The sequence below is a fragment of the Kocuria rhizosphaericola genome (assembly GCF_044462205.1).
GTDB lineage: Bacteria > Actinomycetota > Actinomycetes > Actinomycetales > Micrococcaceae > Kocuria > Kocuria rhizosphaericola.
In genome coordinates this window covers 14,730-34,192 of the sequence record NZ_JBISWK010000023.1, presented here as the reverse complement: position 1 = coordinate 34,192, position 19,463 = coordinate 14,730, and the positions used below count along the sequence as shown (strand labels likewise).

Sequence of the window (19,463 nt, the reverse complement as noted above, 5' to 3'; positions counted from 1 at the left end):
TCAGAGGTCGCCGATCGCGGAGCCGAGCAGGCGGACCGGCTCGAAGGCCTCCGCGTTGGTGTTCTTCGCCTGCGCCCCGCGGAAGGCCGCCATGCCGCGGACCCGCCCCGGAGTCATGTAGGGCTTGCCGGCCTGGTCCCGGTGCGAGAGCACGGCCTCGACCTTGACGTCGACGTAGCCGTCGATGTCCACGAACACGGACGGGTCGAAGTCGCGGGTCACCGACGGGGACTCGAAGCACAGGATCGAGTGGTGGGCCCGGGCCGCGCGCAGGGTGGCCTGGTGCACCGCGTAGTGGTCCTGGTGCTGGTCATGGGCGGAGTGGGTGAAGATCACGTCCGGCTCGAACTCCCGGATCGCGGCCTCGATGGCCCGCACCATGTCGTTGCTCACGGTCTCCAGCTTCGTGTCCGGGAAGTCGTGCACCCGCAGGCCCGTGAGTCCCAGGAAGGAGGCGCCGCGCTGGGCCTCGGCCGGGCGCAGACCCACGTTGCCGCCGACCTCGCCGGAGCTCATCACCAGACCGCGGACCTCGTGGCCGGTGTCCACCAGCTTGGCCAGGGTCGCCCCGCAGGCGAGCTCGAGGTCGTCCGGGTGCGCCCCCACGGCCAGCACCCTCCGGCGCTCGACCACGGTGGTGGCGGGGATCCGTCGCTCGGCGATGACGAAGCCGAAGGTTCCGGTGGCGACCAGAGTCGCCACCGCGATCGCGTCGCAGACCAGGGTGACGGGCATGATCGTGGCGCACCACAGGTTGAGCAGCAGCAGCACCGAGTAGACGACGACGATGGCCCTGCGCAGCGTCCTGGCGCCGACGATGAACCGCTTGTGGCGCGTGTAGGCGGCGTTCGACAGGACGTAGACGAGGACGACGGTGCTCAGCAGAGCACCCACGACGGATGGCAGCATGTTTCCCCCCCAGAGATGATCGGCCCGGCCCGGATGCTCCTTCGCTCCGGGCCGAGGACGCCACCGGCCCCCCGACCGGTTCGACGTCCGCCCGACCGGGGTGGTGGTCACCACCGGGTCGGGTATGGATCAGTTTGCATGAGGAAACAGTTTTTTGCATCTGTTAATGGGCGTTCGGGCGACCCCACATCTGCCCACATCGCCACCGAGCGACCCCGCCCCCCGGTGACGGAGGGTCACAGCCGGCCCGCTGGTGCACTCGGCTGACTTTATAGTCAGCCTGCTTTCCTATTGTCCCGTTTCGTGTGAGACTGGGGCCACACCGCTCGAGGAGTTCACCGTTCGCGGTGACCACCACAGGAAAGAGGTACGTCCATGATCAGCACGATCCAGAACCTTGGTGTCCGCAGCGAGCACGCCTACGCGGCGGGCTTCGCCTCCATCGGCCTGTCCGTCCTCTCGTGGGCGGCCAGCCTCGGCAAGAGCAAGTCCAAGCCCCAGGCCGACCGCTGGGGCCTGTTCGTGGGCGAGTGGACCCCGACCTTCTTCGCCATCGGCGTGGCGCTGAAGCTCGAGGAGACCTCCTCCAAGAAGTAGGACCTCCGGGCAGCGCGTCCGGGGACAGGATTCAGTGCCCGGACCGGGGCAGGTCCTTCACCGCGGGGCCCTCGAGCAGGGACCCGTCGGCGGCGAACCGGGACCCGTGCAGGGGGCAGTCCCACGAGCGCTCGGCGTCGTTCCAGCGCAGCACGCCGCCGAGGTGGGTGCACACGCCGGAGACCTTGCAGGTGGTGCCGTCGACGGTGGACACGGCCACGGGCCGGCCGTGCTCGCGGCCGACGACGCCCTGTCCCTCGCCGGGCGCGCCGGCGGGCAGCTCCTTGAGCTCGGCCTTGAGCCAGTCCTTGGGCGCGTTGAGGCCCACGCCCGCGTTGACGCGCAGGGCGGTGAGGATGTCCGACGGCGTGGTCACGCGCCGGCCCAGCGTCTCGGCCCACGGCACGCTGCCACCGACGATCTCGGCGTTCAGCGCGATCGCGGCGGCGACGGCGTTGCTCATCCCCCACTTGTTGTAGCCGGTGGCGAGGTAGATGTTGCCGCCGCCGCGGGGCAGCGCGCCGATGAAGGGGATCAGGTTGACCGACTGGTAGTCCTGCGCCGCCCACGCGTGGGTGCGCTCGGCGCCGGGGAACCAGCGTTGCGTCCAGGACTCGAGGTCGTCCACGGCGGCCTGCGGGGAGGCGGAGCGCCCCACCACGTGGTCGTTGCCGCCCACCAGCAGCAGCTCCTCCCCGTCGACCGGCACGGTGCGCAGCGTGCGGGTGGGGCTGTCCGCGGTGATGTACATGCCCACCGGGATGGACCCCGGCGCCCCGGGGACCCGGTAAGTCATGGCGTAGGAACGGTTGGGGGAGAGCTTCGCGAAGTACCCGCCGCGGTCCAGGACCGGGATGCCCGTGGCGAGCACCAGCCGGTCGGCCCGCACCGAGCCCTGCGAGGTCTGCACCGTCAGGGGCGAGCGCACGCCGGCGCCGGTGATCCGGACGCCCTCCACGAGCGTCCCGCCGAGCTCCCGCAGCTCCGCGACGAGGGCCCCGAGCACCTCCATGGGGTGGAACTGGACCTGGTCCGGCATCGTGATGGCGCCGGAGACCTTGTAGGGGAGGCCGGTGTCCCGGGTCCAGTTCATGTGCAGACCGGCGAGACGGGCGGCCTCGAGCTCCTTGCGCAGGGTGGAGGCGCCCTTCGACGTCGTGGCGTAGGTGTAGGCGTCGCGGCGCTGGAACGGGACCCCGCGCTCCTCGAGGAAGCGGACCAGCCACTCCTGGCCCTCCCGGTTCCCGTCCACGTAGGCGCGCAGCACCTTGTCCGACTGGTGCCGGTGGATCTGGGACAGGGTGGTGCCCTGCAGCAGGGACAGCTTCGCCGTGGTGTTGCCCGTGGTGACCGCCCCCACGGAGCGGGCCTCGAGCACGGCGACCCGCTGGCCCGCACGCGCGAGCAGCACCGCGGTGGTCAGTCCGGTCAGTCCTGCACCCGCGACCACGGTGTCGTAGTGCGCCCCCGGGGCGAACTGGTCCGACGCGGCGGACGGAACCTCGTACGTGTCAAGCCATACGGATTTCATGGGAGAACTCCCTCGTGATCGCTGCTGCCGGAGTGGTCGTTTCGGTCGGACCGTGATGCCATCCTCATGGCCTTCGGGTACGAAGTCCACCGTCCGTCCCCGGGGAGGACTCCGCGAGCCGGCTGTCGGAGGCGGTTCCTAGACTCGTCCTCATGCCCCCGGAACCGTCCATGGTCGACATCACCCGCATCTACTACGAGCCGGCCGCCGCCGAGCTGCCCCGGGGGCGCGAGGTGCTCGAGCGCTGGCCGGACGCGACCCTGGTGGAGGTCCCGAGCCACTGGCAGATCCCGGAGCTGCACGGGGACGAGACCAACGCGCGGCGGTGGGTGCGGATCAAGCGCGAGGCCCTGGTGCTGGGAATCAAGAAGTCACTGGCGGCGCGGCCCAACGGCCGGTCGGCGGACTTCATCGCGCCGTCCACGGCCAACGGGTGCGCCATGGCGTGCGCCTACTGCTACGTGCCCCGGCGGAAGGGCTACAGCAACCCGGTGACGGTCTTCGCCAACATCGAGCAGATCACCGGCTACCTGGACCGGCACATCCGCCGGCAGGGCACCAAGCCGGAGCCCAACCAGTGCGACCCGGACGCGTGGGTCTACGACCTCGGGGAGAACAGCGACTGCTCGGTGGACGCGCTGCTCAGCGAGAACGTGCACGACCTCGTGGACCTGTTCCGCCGCCACCCCACGGCCAAGGCGTCCTTCGCCACGAAGTACGTCAACCGGGAGCTGCTGGAATGGGACCCGCAGGGACGGACCCGGGTGCGGTTCTCGCTGATGCCGGCGCACCTGGCCAAGCTGACGGACATCCGGACCACCCCGGTGCCGGAGCGGATCGCCGCCATCGACGAGTTCGTGGCTGCCGGGTACGAGGTGCACGTGAACTTCTCGCCGGTGATCGTCACGGACACGTGGCTGGAGGACTGGGCCGAGCTCTTCGAGCAGCTCGACGACGGCCTGAGCGCGGCGGCCAAGGACCAGCTGGCCTCGGAGGTCATCTTCCTGACCCACAACGCGCAGCTCCACGAGGTGAACACGCAGTGGCACCCCAAGGCCGAGGAGGTGCTGTGGCGCCCGGACCTCCAGGAGACCAAGCGCTCCCAGAACGGGGCCCTGAACGTGCGGTACCGGTTCCGGGACAAGCAGCGGTACCTGGAGCAGTTCCTGGACCTGCTGCACGAGAAGCTGCCGTACTGCGACGTCCGCTACGCGTTCTGAGACGGAGTGCCGAGCCCCCTCTTCTGCGACCGCGCTCCCGGCTCACGCCACCCGGGGGTCGTAGCCGTCCGACGGCCGGGAGACGGTGGTCAGCAGGAACACCGAGTCCTCCAGCGCCTCCACCGAGTGGCGGGAGTCGGTGAGGGACAGCAGCTCCCCGGCTGTGAGCTCCTCGGCGAGCTGACCGCGCTTGAGCACCCGGACCCGCCCGCGGAGCACCTGGAGGGTGGCGGCGGGCGGGGAGACGTGCTCGGCGAGCTCCTTGCCGGCGCACAGCGCCATCATCGTCTGCCGCAGCACGCCGTCGTGGACCACGAGCTCCGCGCTGCGCCCGGCACTCGACGCCCGCGCCTTCTCGAGATTGACGGTGGCGAGGTCGTCGAGGCGGGTCATGGGTCCTCCTGGTGGAGCGTCAGCGGTGGTGATCAGAGCAGCGCGCCCTCGAGGCGCAACAGGTACTCCTTGCGTTCCATGCCGCCGGCGTAGCCGGTGAGCCGGCCGTTGGCGCCGATGATCCGGTGGCACGGGACCAGCAGGCTGACGGGGTTGCGGCCGTTGGCGGCCCCGACCGCCTGTGCGGCCCGGGGCGCCCCGATCGCACGGGCGACCTGACCGTAGGTGCCGGTCGTGCCGTACGGGATCTGTGCGAGGGCGTTCCACACGCGCACCTGGAACGGCGTCCCGTGCAGCACGATGTCGGCGTCGAACTCCTGCAGCCGTCCCGCGAAGTACTCGCCGAGCTGCGCACGGACGTCCGGGAGCAGGCTGTCGTCGCGCGCCCCGAAGGAGGTGGGGACCGGCCCCTGGCGTGCTCCCTCCACGGAGAGCGCCACCAGCGCGCCCGCTTGCTCCACGAGAGCCAGCGGGCCGATGGGCGACTCGACGACGGCGTGGCGACGGACGGTCGCGCTGGTGGGTGGCGGACCCAGTCTCAGTCCCATGGGCCGATTCTACGCCCGGCGCAGCTGGTCCCGCGGGGTGCGGGCCAGGGTGTAGGAGGGCTCCCGCAGCCGGTAGGTCCACCCGTAGTTCTCCGCGCCCGTGGGGACGTTGAGCAGGGGGTCGAACCGTTCGTCGTCCCCGAACGGCGCGCCGGGGCCGAGCTCCACCGTCCCGAAGCGCTGCCACGGCCCGAGGGGCGTGGCCCAGTGCAGACCGAGGGCCCACGGCTCGACGGCGACCGACGCCCGGAAGCGGTCAGAGCGGGCCGACAGGCGCTCCGACCGCGGCTCCGGGTGCGCGGCGACCAGCACCGGGCCGTCGAGGCCGCGGTAGGGCATGAAGGAGGCGAACGCACCGTCCGGCACGTACCGGTGGAAGGTCGGGACGAAGCGGGAGAACCGTCCGCTGCCGGCGGTCGCGAGGAGGATGTCGGCCCGGCCGCTGCTGCGGCCCTCCATCTGCCCGGAGGGCGGCACGGGACAGCGCAGGGCGAGGCCCAGGATGTCGGGCCACCCCTGCGGGAAGCCGACGGAGCGGGAGAAACGGGCGCGCACGGGGTCCTCGCCGGCCTCGTCGATCCAGTGGATGCCGCTGCTGCCGCCCGTCCGGATCAGGACGCCTTCGAGCCCGACACCCTCCGAGTGGATGGGCCGGTGCGCCCGGAACTGCTTGAGCAGCACGAACGGCGCGCGGGCGGCGGACCCGAGCAGGGTGCTGATGGGTGCGGTCGTCATGACCCACACGCTACCCGGGGGCTCTCGTGCAGCTCAGCGAAGTCGGACGCGGACCGGCCCACGAGCCGTCCGGCCGTCGACCGCGCGACCCTGCTGGGTGATGTCCACGAGACCGTCGTCGGCCAACCGGTAGGCCTCCTGGCGCACGTCCTCCATCAGGTCCCGCCAGCCGTCCGGGGCCAGAGAGCGAGCAGCCTCGGAGGGGCAGACGGTCTTCGCGGGCCCGCGGCGGCGGGTCAGGTCGAGCAGCACCGAGCGCATCTCGGCGGGCAACGGGGTGGACATGTGCGGCCCCTCATCGTGCGGGCTCATTCGGACTCACGGGGCCTTGTGCGGGCGCGTGCGGGCTTGTGCGGTCTCACGGGGCTTTGTGCATGTCTCGTGCGGGCCTGTGCGAGCTTGTGCGGGCTCATGGCGACTCCAAGACGATCGGCGGCTCCGGGACGATCGGCGGGCCCGGATGGTGGGAAGTGACAGGCGCCTCAGTTCTCCGGCGGCCCGGGGCCGGGACGGGACCGCGGACAGCGGCCGGGTTCCAGCGGCCGGGTTCCAGGTTCACAAATCAGAACGGCGGCGGCTCATCGGCCGGCCCTGGGCAATGACTCGGCCGAAAGCCGGAGCCCGGGACACCGTGCGGAACGGGAGCCGTATCCGGGTGCAGAACGGAGCCCGGGACACCGTGCGGAACGGGAGCCGTATCCGGGTGCAGAACGGAGCCCGGGACACCATGCGGAACGGGAGCCGTATCCGGGTGCAGAACGGAGCCCGGGACACCATGCGGAACGGGAGCCGTATCCGGGTGCAGAACGGAGCCCGGGACAGCGTACGGCGCACGGACCGGAAGACGGTGCGGACCGGACTGCGCAGCGAGGCCCGGAGCCGGATGGCGGTGCTCGTGCGGATAGGTCCGGTGGACCTGGCCGGCGGGAGAGGTCCACTCCAGCACGCCGTGCTGGTACAGGGGCATCGCCCGTCCGGACCTCTCGGCGGCGGGATTCCTGCACCCTGGCTGCAGGAGCTCCGGATCCGGATCGTCGACCGCCCGACGCTCGGGCTCCGGGCGACCGGGCTCCAGGCGAGAGGGCTCCGGACGAGGGGACTCCAGACGCTCCGAGGCCACGTGCTCCACGCGCCATCGGCCCAGGGGGCCGTCCCGGTGCTTGAGCAGGTGGTGGTGCCGGCACAGGTGCGCGAGATTGTCCGCCGAGGTCCGGCCGCCGTCGGCCCAGGCGATGGTGTGGTCGAGGTCGCAGCGCGACGCCCGGCGTCGGCAGCCCGGGAAGCGGCACGTGCCGTCCCGGGCCCGCAGACGGTGTTTGAGATCCGCGGGCACGGCATAAGTGCTGCGATTCCGGTCCAGAACGGTTCCCGTGACGGGATGGGTGAGGATCCGGGACCAGGACGGCGCGCGGGCCGCGATCCGTTCGGCCAGGCCGACCGGTATGGGCCCGTAGCCGTCCAGTTCCGCGCAGTGGGCGTCCAGCTCCGTGCAGTGGGACGCCGCCGGCAGATCTGCGCCGGGACCGGCAAGCAGCTCCCCCGCGTTCCGGAGAAGCGCGAGAGCCGGCACGGTGACCGTCACGTGCCCGCGAATGCCGCGCAGGTGCTCCGGCAGGTCGGCGGGCTCGCCGTCGAGCAGGAGGTCCGCCAGCACGTCGGCGCGGAGCTGGGGCGCTGTGCGGTGCTCGGGCATCCCGGCCGCGAGATCGGACCGTTCACCGTCGACCGCGGCCGCAGTCCTCGGCGTGGGTGACGCCGAGTTGGCGGCCTGCGCCGCCGAGGCTCCAACCCGGGCTGCGGGAGCATGGCCCGGGACCACAGGGGCCGCACGATCGACCAGCGCGTCGAGGCGGTCCTGAATGGCGTGCGCGGTGGCCGCGTCCAGGAGGGCGCACAGCTGCGCTATGCCGTCCTCCCGGGGTTCGACCCACACACGACGGTCCTGCAGCGCCAGCCGGTGGCGCTGTTCCTCGGTCTCCCGCAGCAGACCCGCCCGGCGCCGCCGTGCGAGGGCGCGCAGCTGGGCCACGGTGCTGTCCGGCGCCCGCAGGAGCAGCTCGTCGACGATCCGGTGGACGCCCTCGACCGGCGCCCGCAGCTGCGGTGGAAGGCCACGGGCGTCCCACACGAGCTCGCGCCACAGCTCGATGAGCACCCCCGCCTGGCGGGTGCCCATCTCGCCCTGTTCCAGGGCCTCCAGGACCTCCGGCAGGTCCTCCGCGAGCAGCACGGCGTCCTCGACACGGCGCAGCGCGGTGCCCGCAGGGATCCGGAGGGCCGGACCGATCTCGTCGGCCACGTCCCGGATCGTCTGCTCGTCGGGCTCGAGGGAGTGGGGGCCGAGCCGGTCCGCCTCGGGAGGCATCCAGTGCGCCTCCACCATCCAGCGCTGTTCCCGGGCCTCCTCCTGGAGCTGCCAGAGACGGTGGAGCAGCCGGTACTGGTGCCCTGCCGCCCGGGCTTCGGCCCGGGACTCCTCGACCAGCGCCCGCACGCCGTCGGAGAACTCCTCGCCGATCTCGGCCAGGTCCGTCTCCTCCCGGAGGGCGTCCTCCAGGCTTCGCGGCGGAACGGCGGTCGTGGCCATGGTTCATGGTCCCAGCCGGCTCCGACACGCCAAGACCTGGCCTCAGGAGCCGATCTGTTGTCGCCCGCCCGCCCGGGAGCGGTTCACAGTGCCTCCATGGCGACCAGGATGCGGCCGTGGATGGTCGATGACCGCCTCCGGGAGCTGATGGCCCGGCTGGTCCCGTTCCGGCCACCCCGTGGGGCCGGGTGGGCGGCCTCCGATCCACGAGAGGGGCGAGCTGACCGGGCTCAACCCCACCGACCGCGGGATCGAGGCCAAGACCCCTCTGGGCCGGCACCGCCGGGGACGAGCGCACGATCTTCTGGATCCTGCGCTTCACACGCCCTGGGCCCCAGTGGGAGCGGAGCGAAGCCACGCCACGCCCTGATCCTCCCGGCGGTGGCTCTCCTCGAAATGCGCCGACTCGCTGGGGCGACGGCGCACGGCCGGATCTCATCGGGCACTGCTGTCGGCCCCCTCGTTCCCTGTCGGTGGCTCCGGTGCCGCGACCCTGCTGGGACCACCGCGGTCGGAACCGGTGAGGGTCGCGGCGCCGTAGCGCTTGAGCACGAGGACGGCAATGGCCCAGGGCAGGACCCCGTAGACGACCTGAGCGGTGAAGCTGCCCGAGGAGAGCACGAGGTAGGACTGCACGGTAGCGGCCCACCCGTGCAGGAAGATGATCCAGAACACACTGCCGGTGTTGTTGTAGATCCAGGTCAGGACGATCGTCCACCCCACGATGCCGACGGTGAGACTGAGCAGCACGGCCATGACCATCGGAACGCTCAGCTGTCCGCGCAGCCAGGGACCCAGCAGATTGGCCGGCAGGTGCCACAGCCCCCACAGCACGCCCAGGATCCAGCTCGCCCGCTCGGCCGTGTGCTGCTTCTGCAGCTGCGGCAGGGCATATCCCCGCCAGCCCACCTCTTCGGCCAAGCCGGTGAAGACCAGCATGAACAGCAGCAGCGGCACGAACCACGCCAGCGGCACCAGCAGCTCGAAGCGGTACGGGGCGAACCCGCCCAGCACCCAGCCGATCAGCAAGCTTGCTGCGGACAGACCCACGGGCATCAGGAGCACGATCAGCACCCACCGTGCGGGGACCCGGACCCTGCCTGCCCTCCGGGCCAGGTCCATCAGGCCTGCCCTGCCGTGGAAGAGTCCTGTGACGACCACGCCGGCCACGCTGGGCCCGAACGAGAACAACGCCAGCAGCAACACCGCCGCGAACCCGGGATCCAGTTCGCCGCGGACCAGGGACACCAGGTGCTGCAGACTGGCCTCGTTGGTCAGGCTCTGCCCGCGGCCGTGGGCGTGGACGATCGCCGGAACGTGTGCGGACCAGGTGATGGCGAACGCCAGGACGAAGAACAGGGGCAGCTGCCACCGGGACTCGGGGTTGGCTCCCACCGTCCTCACCTCCGGCCACCGACTCGGGAGAACCTGCTCCTGCCGACCTCACCGCGACCAGCAGGAGAGCTGCACACGATTCTATGGCCGGTCCGGGACATCCCACCGGCAGCTCGAAGGAATGACGACGACCGTGAGGGATTCCGGAGGACTCAGTGATCACGGTCCGAGGCCGGCCCCGAGGAGTGACCTGGATCTCCGCTGGTGGCCACCCCGTGTCCGCCCGGCACGGCCGGACACGGGGAACCGCTCAGACCTGCGCGAGCGGGTAGTCCGTGTAGCCCTCGGGCCCCTGCGTGTAGAAGGTCAGGGGGTTCGGCACGTTCTCCGACAGGCCCTCGGTCCAGCGCCGCACCAGGTCCGGGTTCGCGAGCGCCGGGCGCCCGACGACGACGCCGTCCGCCGCGCCCTCCTCGATCAGCCGCACGCCCTCCTCGCGGGTGGTCGGGACGTCGCTGAAGCCGCTGTTGGCCAGGAAGGCGCCGCCGAATCGGGAGCGCAGCCACTGCACGAACTCCCCCGCCGGCTCCCTGTGCAGGACCGAGAGGTAGGCGATGCCGAGATCCCCGATGCCGTCGACGAGAGCCGCGTACGTGGCGCGGACGTCCTCGTGGTCCGTCTCCCAGGCGTCCTGGATGTTGTGCTCGGGCGAGATCCGCAGGCCGACCTTCTCGGCGCCGATGGCCTCGGCCACGGCCCGGACGACCTCGACCACGAGGCGGGCACGGTTCTCCGGGGAGCCGCCGTACTGGTCGGCGCGCCGGTTGGAGCCGGGGGCGAGGAACTCGTGCAGCAGGTAGCCGTTGGCGCCGTGGATCTCCACACCGTCCAGGCCCGCCTCGATCGCGTTGCGCGAGGCGCGGACGAAGGACTCCACCACGGCCGGCAGCTCCTCGGCGGTCAGGGCGTGCGGGACGGGGTAGTCGGCCTTCCCCTGATAGGTGTGCGTCCGGCCCTCGATCGCGACGGCGCTCGGGGCCACCGGCTCGTGACCGCCGTTGGTGTCCGGGTGCGTGACGCGCCCGGCGTGCATGACCTGCATGAACAGGCGGCCGTCGGCGGCGTGGACGCTCTCGGCCACGCGGCGCCAGCCCTCGACCTGCTCCGGGGTCTCGATGCCGGGCTGGAACGGGAAGCCCTGGCCCGCCGCGTCCGGGTACGTGCCCTCGGTGACGATGAGACCCATGGAGGCGCGCTGGGCGTAGTGCTCCGCGTTGAGCTCACCGGGGACACCGTCCCGGCCGGAGCGCAGGCGGGTCAGCGGCGCCATGACGAGGCGGTTCGGCAGCTCGAGGGAGCCGAGGGTGAAGGGTGTGGACAAGGTGGAGCTCGGCACGGGCAGGCCTTTCATCGGAGAACTGGTTCTTTCCGTCTCAACGGGGGATGCCGCGGAGTTATTTGCGCATCTGCTGTCTCGTTCCTCACAGCTGGTGACAAAAATACCCCCTGGGGTATCATTGGTCGAGATGGCCCGCCTCGTCGGGCCGAACGGAAGGACACCTCTTGGAGAACAGCACCGCCGCGCCCGGGCCGGGCGGGACGCAGCCCCGGCCCGGCGCGGGCCCCTCGACCACCGGCAAGGAGAACTGAGCCATGGGATTCCTCAACCGCCTCTTCGGCACCACCTACGAGACCGCGGACGTGGCGCGCGCCCGGGAGCTCCTGGACGGCGGCGCCGTGCTCGTCGACGTCCGCACGGCCCAGGAGTACCGCGCGGGCCACGCCCCGGCCGCCCGGCACATCCCCCTGGACGCCATCGCCACCCGTCAGCGCGAGCTCGCCAGGGACCGGCAAATCGTCACGGTCTGCCGGTCCGGCGCCCGGTCGGCGAACGCCGCCCGGCAGCTGGCGGAGGCGGGCTACAAGGTCGCCAGCCTCCGCGGCGGCATGACGGCCTGGCAGCGCGCCGGAGAGCGTGTCGTGGCCAAGAACGGCCGGCCGGGCACCGTCGCCTGACCCGCGGCCGGGTCCCCGGGTTCCTCACCCTTCCTCCCTGCGGGACCGCGCGCGGCCGTAGCCGCGCGGGGTGGCGCCCAGCACCGAGCGGAACTCCCGGGTGAGGTGGGACTGGTCCGCGAAACCCAGCTCCGCGGCGAGCGCCCCCAGGTCCCCCGCCGGGTCCGCGCGCATCCGTTCGGCCGCCTCCTGGAGCCGACGACGACGGAGCAGCAACTGCGGCGGCATCCCCACGAACCGGGCCGCGAGCCGTTGCAGCGAGCGCTCGGACACGTGCAGCTGCCGGGCGAGGTCGGCCGGGCTCCGCACGTCGGCACCCGCTTCGAGGAGGTCGACCAGGCGGTTGGCCACGGCACCGTCCCGCGCCGCCGCGGGGGGCACCGCCGCCGCCAGCACCCGGACGTGCTCGGCGATCAGCGCCGCCGCCCGTGCGTGCCGACCGTCCGGACCGGCACCCGTCATGGCCTCCGTGACGGCCGAGCGCAACCCGGGTGCCGGGAGAGGCGCCGACCCGTCGAGCAGGTCCGCCGGGCGCTGCGTGAACAGCAGGACTCCTGCCGGTCGCAGTAGCGCCCCGACCGCCCAGCCCCGGCCTGTCAGCACCCGGGTGGACGCGCGGCTCGTGGGCCCGTGCAGCGCCACTCCGTCCGGTTCGACCACCACGTTGCTCGCCGGATAGCCCAGCACCAGCTGCTCGACCCGTTCCCCCGGCGGCAGGTCCCACTCCGGGATCCAAAGCTGCCGGACGAGGTGGGCGACGTCGTCGGGCGCGGGCAGGCGCACGACCGTGGCGTGCGGTCCCGGGGTGAGGTGGCCCCGCGTGGTGGGCGGCTCGCTCATGGCACGAGCGTAACCAGCCGAGGGTGGCGGAAATCTTCAAGACCGGTCCCGGCCCGTTTCCTAGGCTCGGGGCATGAGCACAGAACAGCATCCCCGCGGGGTCACCGGAGCGCACACCACCGACGGGATGCCCCACGGGTTCACGTCCCTGACTCCCTTCATCGCGGTGGTCGACGCGGCCGCGGCCATCGACTTCTACACCCGCACCTTCGGGGCCGCCCTCGTCGACCGCACCGACATGCCCGGACCGGACGGGGTGCCCGTCGTCGTGCACGCCACCCTCGACCTCGGTGCCGGACGCCTCCAGCTGGGCGAGGTCAATCCCGCCTTCCACCTCGTGGCACCGCCCGCCGGCGACGACGACTGCTACTCCCTGGGCCTCTACGTCCCGGACGTCGACGACGTGGTGGCGCGCGCCGTCGACGCCGGCGCCACGGTCCGCGAACCCGTCAGCACGTTCGTCTCCGGCGACCGCTTCGGCAGCATCCGCGACCCGTTCGGCGTCCGCTGGTCGGTCATGACCCGGGTCGAGGACCTCTCCGAGGAGGAGAGCAACGCCCGTGTCGCCGAGTGGGCGGAGTCCATGGGGCAGGAGTGACGCGTGATGCGGCTCGGGCGCCCTGGAGGTCGGCGGCCGGGCCGTGGAGCTCCAGGGCGATGTCGCCGGGGTCTCGCTCCGAGCCGGATCCCCTGCCGTGCGCACCGGGCTGCGGTGTCCACCCCCCGGTGCCAGGAGTCGCACCCTGCGGGGCTCCGCCTCTGCGGGCGAGGGCCCGGGGCCCCGGTGGTGCCGTCCGCCTCCGGCCTCGTGAGCGCCGGCTCAGGACCCCTCGAACCAGAAGTCGTCGAACTCGTACTTCAGCACCCGGTAGGCGAAGTCGTTCTCGGTCGTTCCCTCGAGGGCGTAGTCGAACCGGGCGATGACCTCGCGCTGAGCGTCGTACTCAGCGAAGGTCAGGGCCTGGCCGCTGTTGATCACGAGCGGACCACCGAGGTCCTGCACGTTGCTGACGATCGCGGAGTAGGGGACGGGAACGCTCTCGACCGAACTGTAGGTGCCGGCGTTCTCGTCGACGAGGTACCTCCGGTACTTCGAGCGGAGGGAGGGATCCGCCCCTAGTACCGGGGAGGCCTCAGCGGGCACGGAGCCCGTGTAGTCCGGGCGGCTGTTGTACCTCCAGAACGCGTTGTCGAACATCGTGAGGTAGTACTGCCCGTCCGCCAGCGACTCGTCGTCGTGGCGCACCACCGAGTGCTGTCCGCCGGTGTCGGGGAAGTCCCCCGCCTTCTCGAGGAGGAGGTCCTCGGCGTCCGTGCCGGCCCAGACGTCGCGCTGACCGATGATGTAGTCGATCTCGGGGCTCCCGTGGACGTCGTCGACCTTCAGGATCGCCGAGGTCTCGCGCGAGCTGACGATCACGGAGTCACCGTCCGGGGACCAGTCGACCGAGTTCAGGTGCAGCCAGTCGTCCACCGCGTTCGGGCCGTAGGGCTGGGTGCGGGACTTGTAGTCGGCGAGGAGCTCCGCGAAGTCGACCGTCTTCTCGAAGGTCCCGGTCCGGAGGTCCAGGGAGACCAGGACGTCCTCCACGCTGCCCTTGGCCGTCTCCGTCGCCAGGGTCACGACCTTGCCGTCGTCGGTGACGTCGAAGTCGTGGTGCATCTCGTAGCCCGTCAGGACGTGGGTGGCCACGACCCGGCCGAGACCGTCGATGCGGGCCACCTTGTTGGTCCCGACGGTGGTCACCATGGTGTCGCCGTAGAACTCCAGGCGGTCCGTGCGGTAGCCGTCGAGGTCGAACTCGGCGCGCAGCACCCCCGCGTTGTCGTAGAGCAGGGTGTAGTCGACATGGCGTTTCAGGCCCATGACGGCGAACAGGCCGTCGGTGAGCTCCTCCGCGTCCCCCTCCACGGTGCGGTCGAGGGTCGTGCGGTCGCCCGAAGCACTCGGCGGGGCGGTCATGGTGAACGAGAACTCCGTGGGTTCGCCGTCGTCGGGCTGCCAGGTGGCGGTCACGGTGTTCTCGGCGCCCGGGACCACCCCGATGAGCTGCCCCTCGAAGGACGATGCGCTCGGGTCGTGGTCCTCGGCGACGCGCGTGAAGTCCTCGGTGCCCGGGGAGCTCACGGTGTAGGTCAGGGTGCCGTCGTCCTCGGTCTCGAACTGGGCGTAGACACCCGTGGTGTTGGTGCCGAAGGGATTGAGCACGAGCAGCGGGTCCGCGGGAGAGGACCCCACGGTCTGCAGGTCCTCCAGCGCGGCGTCGACCACCTGCTGCACGTCCAGGGCGAAGCCGCCGGGCTCCACGGGAACGCCGTTGCGGGCGACCGAGACGGTGTAGAGGGTCGTGTCCGCCTCCGGGTAGGCCTCGGCCGTGGCGACCAGCTCGTCGGCGGCGGGCATCACCGGGGGACCATCGGGTTGCTGCAGCACCCTCGGAGGCGGAGCCGCGAGGGCCGGGGATCCCGACACGGCCAGGACGGCCGCCGCGAGAAGTGTGACGGAACGAGCGCGCGATCTCTTCGACATCTCGGACTCCTGGCGGTGGGCGCGGCGGTCAAGTGCGGCCGAGTGTAACCTCCCGATCGCCGTCTGATAAGGGACGATGCATTTGCAGGGGCTAACGTCCCACCCCGGAAGCAGATCGAGGTCGAGGAATGACACCGGATGACCAGCGGCGATCCCGAACCGGCCTCACTGCCCCCCGCCGGGCTCGCACTGGTCGGCGCAGTCGCGCAGTCGCGCCACGAGCTCCTGCGCCGCCGGGTCCTGGTCGAACTCGCTCACCACGAGGCGCCGGACGCCGGAGCTCTCCTGGACCTCGATCACGTAGGACTGCTGGTCGGCCGTTCCGCGGCGGGTCGTCGGGGCGGCCGATCCAAGCCGGTGCGCGCGGACGGTCTCGAAGAGGTCGAGGAGTGCGTCCTGCTGCGCCTGGGGCAGGGACTCGGTGTCGAAGCTTCTCTGCACGGCCAGCCCCGGGAAGTACGCGATGCCTCCCTCGAGGCGGTAGCTGACTCTCGCCATGAACGGCACCGTCCCTCCGTAGGACGTGGATGGCCCGGACCGGTCCGTGCGGGGACCGGCGGGGCCTGTGGGGAATCAGTTCCCGACTATACCCGTGGCACCCTTCCGGGTCAGGCGCCAGCAACCGTCCGCCCCCTCGAAGTTGGACATGGCGCCCGTGGCGACGTCGCCGGCGAGCGTGCCTGCGTACCGGGCGGAACCGGCGTCGAAGGACAGGAGCAGGGTGCCGTCCTGCTGGTGCCACTTGCCGGACAGTTCGCCGGTGAACGACCCGTCCTCGTGGAACATCAGGACCGTCTGCGCGTAGGAGTCCGTGCAGCCCCAGCTGTAGTGGAGCATCCATTCGTCCACGAGGGCGCCCACGGCCCGGGTCGCCTCGGGCGTGACCCCCACCTGCTGCCACGCGTCCGCCACCACGGCCTGCTCCGCGGGCCCGAACAGGGCGGCGGCGTGCTTGATCGTCAGACCCGCGAAGTCCTTGAACTGCGCGGTCCAGCGCAGGCGCCGCAGCTCGGGATCCCGCATCGCGGCGTACCAGATCCGCCCGGCCCGGTCCCAGCTGTAGCCGCCCAGCCCGGTCGCCGCGAGGTAGAAGGCCCGGTTGGGGATGCCGGAGTTGATGTGCACTCCGCCGTTGTCGTCCAGCGTGTGCACGAAGCGGGACATGTGGTCCGGTTGAGGGTCCTTGCCGAGCACGTCGTCGTCGAACGCGGTGCCGGGTGCCTTCATCGACCGGAGGCCGACACCGTTGACGGCGGTCGTGAAGAGGCCGGCTCCGATGACCCAGTCGGCGTCCGCCGCGGTCTGCCGGGGCTCGGACACGTACTGCTTGACCATGGCCCCGATGACGTCGGAGAAGTGCTCGTTGAGCGCCCCGGACTGGTACATGTACAGGAGGTCGGACTCGTGCGTGGTGATGCCGTGCGCGAGCTCGTGCCCGATGACATCCACGGATGCGGTGAAGCGGTTGAAGTACTGGCCGTCGCCGTCCCCGAAGATCATCTGCTGGCCGTCCCAGGCCGCGTTGTTGTACTTGTCCTGGTAGTGCACCGTGCCGAGCAGGGGCATGCCGGCGTCGTCGAGGGAGTTGCGGCCGAAGACGTCCTGCAGGAGCTCGAACGTGGAGCCCAGCCCGTCGTACGCCTCGTCCACGGCGGGATCACCGTTGGCGGGGTCCCCCTCGGAGCGCACGAGCGTTCCCGGCAGCTCGGCGGTGTTGCCCGCCGAGTGCACCCTGCGCTCCCTGTGCGCGGCCGCCTGCGCCACGACGGAACGGACGGTCAGATCCGCGATCAGACGCTCCGCGCGGACCGTGGTGTCCACGGCGAGCGCGGCCAGGGCGATTCTGCGGGTCTGCTCGTCCCCGTGCACCGCCATCTGCTCGTGCACGTACGGCGGGATCACGCCGCACCACGGTCCGTGTCCGGACATCTGTCCCTGCTCCATGGTCATCGTCTCCCCACGTGTCCGCATCAGATCCGGTTGCCCGCGGCGTCCAGCTCACCGGGCGCCGTCCCCGCGGAGTCCAGCCTCCGCCCGGCGGCGTCCGCCGGCTGCCCGGCGCTGCTGTCCGCCGGTTCCGGCCCGCCGGCGCCCCCCTGTCTGACCAGGTACCAGCAGCCGCCCGGCGAGCCGTCGAAGGAGGACATCGCTCCTGCCGCCGCGCTGCCGGTGACCGTGCCGCCGTACTGCGCCGGGCCGTCGGCGAAGCGGAGCAGCAGCGTGCCGTCGTGCTGCCGCCAGGCGCCGGAGAAGCCGCCGCCCGAGAAGGTGCCGTCCGGGTTGAACGCAAGGCTCACCCGGCCGTAGTCGTCGGAGCAGCCCCAGCTGAAGTGGAGCACCCACGGACCGGAGATCGTCACTGTTCCGCCCCTTTCCTCGTCCGGTGCGCGAGCACCGGCGGGACCGCTGACCGGGCTCTCCGGGTCCGGAGAACCATGTGCATCGATCATCTCACCAAGATCCGACGGTGTACCGGCCGGCGCGGAGATCAGCAGCCGGTGCCCTGCGGGTTTTCGAGGCAGTCGTCCGCGTAGTTGCGCACCGTGGAGCGCCAGACGCTGATCGGCACGGGCGCGCTCGCGACGTCGTTGAGCCCTGCCACGGGCAGCCACGGACCGCCCGCGACGGAGTACTCGCCGGAGAACCAGGTGGTGAGCGAGACGGTGTAGTCCCCGGTCTCGGTGTAGACGTGGCTGGTGTCGGTCTCCACGTCCCACGCCCCCTCCTCGAGCGGGGCGCCGCTGAGCTCGGTGGGTCCGAGCGCGGTTCCGTCGCCGTAGTCCCACGCGTACTGGACCGGCACGGCGCGCACCTGCACCGGGAACCCACCCAGCTCGGTGCTGAACTGCTGGGGACGAGCCTCCGCCCAGACGTTGGTGTGCATGCCCCTGAGGGTGTCGGGCGCGGGCTGGACGGCACTGGCCGCGGGCGCGACGGCGAGCGTCTTGAAGTCCTGCAGGGTGAATGTCGGCAGCTCGACGACCTCCTCCCCGCCCTCCGCCTCGGCGACCGCCACGCACATCGGCTCGCCCCAGGGAGTGTTGAGGTTCTCCTCCTGCCGGACGACGACGTTCATGTACACGCCTTCGCCACCGTCGGCCGTGGTGCAGTCCCGCTCGGCCAGGCAGTCGTCCAGGGCGCCGCCGGTGCGGTTGGTGCAGGGGTTCTGCAGGCCGAAGGTCTGCGACTTCGACCGCGCGATCGCGTCCGGGTTGAACGGGCGGTCGATTCCCTGGTCGCTCAGGTACTGGCGGAGGGCTTTCTGGAAGACGGGGTCCTCGTCCGGGTCGTAGTCGACCGGGAGGGGACCGGAGGAGCTGGGTCGATCAACTACTACGCCACCAGTCCCCGAATGACCTTCTGGCACACTTACTTTCAGATGGATTTCACTTTTTTTAGCGACTGCACTGGTGTTCTTGGTCGATTTCTGAAGGTCATTGGAATCAAAAATGCCGTCGCCCAAATCTTCGCTGGCCACAGCCACCACGGAGGTGGCGAGCAAGAGCGCTGCAATTGATAAACCAACCAAGGTGAAACGCGGCGGGACGTTCCTCATCACGAACTTCCCGGGATTGGTGCAAGAGTGATATATACCCATTCTTCCTCGACAAAGTCGAGATACACCAAGGACGGATCGCCTGATTCGCCCGCCGCATTTTTTACGACCTTACCGCCCATAACTAATTTCCCGACTTCTCGCGAGTATTCAACGACAGGCTTATATACACCATCGGCCGCTTCTACGAGATTAGCGTCTTGAATGGTTATCGAGTCACGCCCGCCCACCGTCCAGAGACCTTCAGCGTATATATCTTCTATGTCTTCGAATTCCTCCTCGCAGGCCTCACAATGACGAGACGTGACATCCCGCACTAGTGACGCATCCCCAGTCTCGTACGCATACCACTTCGCGTCGGACCAATAGTCGAGGAACGCCTGTGCCCCCGCCCGGGACTCCTCCCTCGCCAGGTCCGGCATGACAGGCTTCGGCACGTTCTGCGCGGGTCCGTCGAGCGAGGCCGGCACGTAGTCGGCAGGAGTGGCGTCGGGGCCGGGCGCCGCCGTAGGCGCCGCCGAGGCCGCTGAGGCAGACGGAGGGGCGCCGGAAGGTGACGCCGCGGCGCCGTCGTCGTCGGTGCCGCACCCCGTGAGGAGCAGTGCCGACAGGACGAGGCCCCCGACCGCCGTGCCGACTGGGTTGCACCGGACCATGAAGTTCCCC

The 19,463-nt window shown here is 70.9% G+C and carries 20 protein-coding genes; 4 read left to right on the top strand and 16 right to left on the bottom strand.

All coding sequences use genetic code 11. From position 1 onward, the window contains the following. Complete coding sequence (locus tag ACH9D2_RS02035; protein ID WP_396361093.1) at positions 1–909, bottom strand: PIG-L deacetylase family protein; 909 nt, start codon at positions 907–909, stop codon at positions 1–3. A 375-nt stretch (positions 910–1,284) separates the two neighbouring features. On the opposite strand from ACH9D2_RS02035, the gene ACH9D2_RS02030 reads away from it, so the two are divergent. Next, complete coding sequence (locus ACH9D2_RS02030) at positions 1,285–1,506, top strand: hypothetical protein (protein ID WP_017831777.1); 222 nt, start codon at positions 1,285–1,287, stop codon at positions 1,504–1,506. 31 nt (positions 1,507–1,537) lie between these two features. Here ACH9D2_RS02030 and ACH9D2_RS02025 read toward each other — a convergent pair whose 3' ends face one another. Beyond that, positions 1,538–3,037 carry an FAD-dependent oxidoreductase gene (locus ACH9D2_RS02025; RefSeq protein ID WP_396361092.1) on the bottom strand — a complete coding sequence of 500 codons (1,500 nt, stop codon included), beginning with the start codon at positions 3,035–3,037 and terminating at the stop codon, positions 1,538–1,540. Between the two features lie 152 nt (positions 3,038–3,189). Between ACH9D2_RS02025 and ACH9D2_RS02020 the strand changes: the two genes are divergently transcribed. Next, positions 3,190–4,257: a spore photoproduct lyase family protein gene (locus tag ACH9D2_RS02020; RefSeq protein ID WP_396361091.1), complete on the top strand. Its 1,068-nt coding sequence runs from the start codon at positions 3,190–3,192 to the stop codon at positions 4,255–4,257. Positions 4,258–4,299: 42 nt separating this feature from the next. Here the strand turns inward: ACH9D2_RS02020 and ACH9D2_RS02015 are convergent, their stop codons facing one another. From ACH9D2_RS02015 to ACH9D2_RS01985, 7 genes are all read right to left on the bottom strand, one after another. After that, entirely contained in the window at positions 4,300–4,650 is a 351-nt protein-coding gene (locus ACH9D2_RS02015) for a cupin domain-containing protein (protein ID WP_396361090.1), read from the bottom strand. 32 nt (positions 4,651–4,682) lie between these two features. Beyond that, the gene (locus ACH9D2_RS02010) at positions 4,683–5,198 is read right to left on the bottom strand and encodes a methylated-DNA--[protein]-cysteine S-methyltransferase (protein WP_396361089.1); all 516 of its coding nucleotides are present in this window, start codon (positions 5,196–5,198) and stop codon (positions 4,683–4,685) included. Positions 5,199–5,207: 9 nt separating this feature from the next. Further along, positions 5,208–5,933 (bottom strand): hypothetical protein, encoded by a 726-nt coding sequence (locus tag ACH9D2_RS02005; RefSeq protein ID WP_396361088.1) that lies wholly within the window; start codon positions 5,931–5,933, stop codon positions 5,208–5,210. Between the two features lie 33 nt (positions 5,934–5,966). Beyond that, on the bottom strand, positions 5,967–6,218 hold the full coding sequence (locus tag ACH9D2_RS02000) for a DUF3253 domain-containing protein (RefSeq protein WP_396361087.1): 252 nt from the start codon (positions 6,216–6,218) through the stop codon (positions 5,967–5,969). A 277-nt stretch (positions 6,219–6,495) separates the two neighbouring features. Next, on the bottom strand, positions 6,496–8,520 hold the full coding sequence (locus ACH9D2_RS01995) for a DUF222 domain-containing protein (protein ID WP_396361086.1): 2,025 nt from the start codon (positions 8,518–8,520) through the stop codon (positions 6,496–6,498). A 435-nt stretch (positions 8,521–8,955) separates the two neighbouring features. Next, the gene (locus ACH9D2_RS01990; protein ID WP_396361085.1) at positions 8,956–9,915 is read right to left on the bottom strand and encodes a CPBP family intramembrane glutamic endopeptidase; all 960 of its coding nucleotides are present in this window, start codon (positions 9,913–9,915) and stop codon (positions 8,956–8,958) included. Positions 9,916–10,165: 250 nt separating this feature from the next. Then, on the bottom strand, positions 10,166–11,266 hold the full coding sequence (locus ACH9D2_RS01985) for an oxidoreductase (RefSeq protein WP_396361084.1): 1,101 nt from the start codon (positions 11,264–11,266) through the stop codon (positions 10,166–10,168). A 242-nt stretch (positions 11,267–11,508) separates the two neighbouring features. On the opposite strand from ACH9D2_RS01985, the gene ACH9D2_RS01980 reads away from it, so the two are divergent. Continuing rightward, positions 11,509–11,871, top strand: a complete 363-nt coding sequence (locus ACH9D2_RS01980; protein WP_396361083.1) for a rhodanese-like domain-containing protein — start codon at positions 11,509–11,511, stop codon at positions 11,869–11,871. A gap of 24 nt (positions 11,872–11,895) precedes the next feature. Here ACH9D2_RS01980 and ACH9D2_RS01975 read toward each other — a convergent pair whose 3' ends face one another. After that, positions 11,896–12,711: an AraC family transcriptional regulator gene (locus tag ACH9D2_RS01975; protein ID WP_396361082.1), complete on the bottom strand. Its 816-nt coding sequence runs from the start codon at positions 12,709–12,711 to the stop codon at positions 11,896–11,898. A 73-nt stretch (positions 12,712–12,784) separates the two neighbouring features. On the opposite strand from ACH9D2_RS01975, the gene ACH9D2_RS01970 reads away from it, so the two are divergent. Beyond that, positions 12,785–13,309, top strand: coding sequence for a VOC family protein (locus ACH9D2_RS01970; RefSeq protein ID WP_396361081.1), 525 nt, complete (start codon positions 12,785–12,787; stop codon positions 13,307–13,309). Positions 13,310–13,531: 222 nt separating this feature from the next. On the opposite strand, the gene ACH9D2_RS01965 is transcribed toward ACH9D2_RS01970, so the two are convergent. From ACH9D2_RS01965 to ACH9D2_RS01940, 6 genes are all read right to left on the bottom strand, one after another. Then, complete coding sequence (locus tag ACH9D2_RS01965; protein ID WP_396361080.1) at positions 13,532–15,115, bottom strand: aryl-sulfate sulfotransferase; 1,584 nt, start codon at positions 15,113–15,115, stop codon at positions 13,532–13,534. Between the two features lie 291 nt (positions 15,116–15,406). Beyond that, complete coding sequence (locus ACH9D2_RS01960; protein WP_396361079.1) at positions 15,407–15,739, bottom strand: protealysin inhibitor emfourin; 333 nt, start codon at positions 15,737–15,739, stop codon at positions 15,407–15,409. A gap of 75 nt (positions 15,740–15,814) precedes the next feature. Continuing rightward, complete coding sequence (locus tag ACH9D2_RS01955; protein ID WP_396361078.1) at positions 15,815–17,170, bottom strand: M4 family metallopeptidase; 1,356 nt, start codon at positions 17,168–17,170, stop codon at positions 15,815–15,817. Between the two features lie 41 nt (positions 17,171–17,211). Continuing rightward, a complete protein-coding gene (locus ACH9D2_RS01950) occupies positions 17,212–17,601 on the bottom strand; it encodes a hypothetical protein (RefSeq protein ID WP_396361077.1) in 390 nt (129 codons plus the stop codon). 128 nt (positions 17,602–17,729) lie between these two features. Continuing rightward, positions 17,730–18,608, bottom strand: coding sequence for a PKD domain-containing protein (locus ACH9D2_RS01945; RefSeq protein WP_396361076.1), 879 nt, complete (start codon positions 18,606–18,608; stop codon positions 17,730–17,732). A gap of 188 nt (positions 18,609–18,796) precedes the next feature. Further along, a complete protein-coding gene (locus ACH9D2_RS01940; RefSeq protein WP_396361075.1) occupies positions 18,797–19,453 on the bottom strand; it encodes a DUF6318 family protein in 657 nt (218 codons plus the stop codon). Positions 19,454–19,463: the final 10 nt, after the last annotated feature.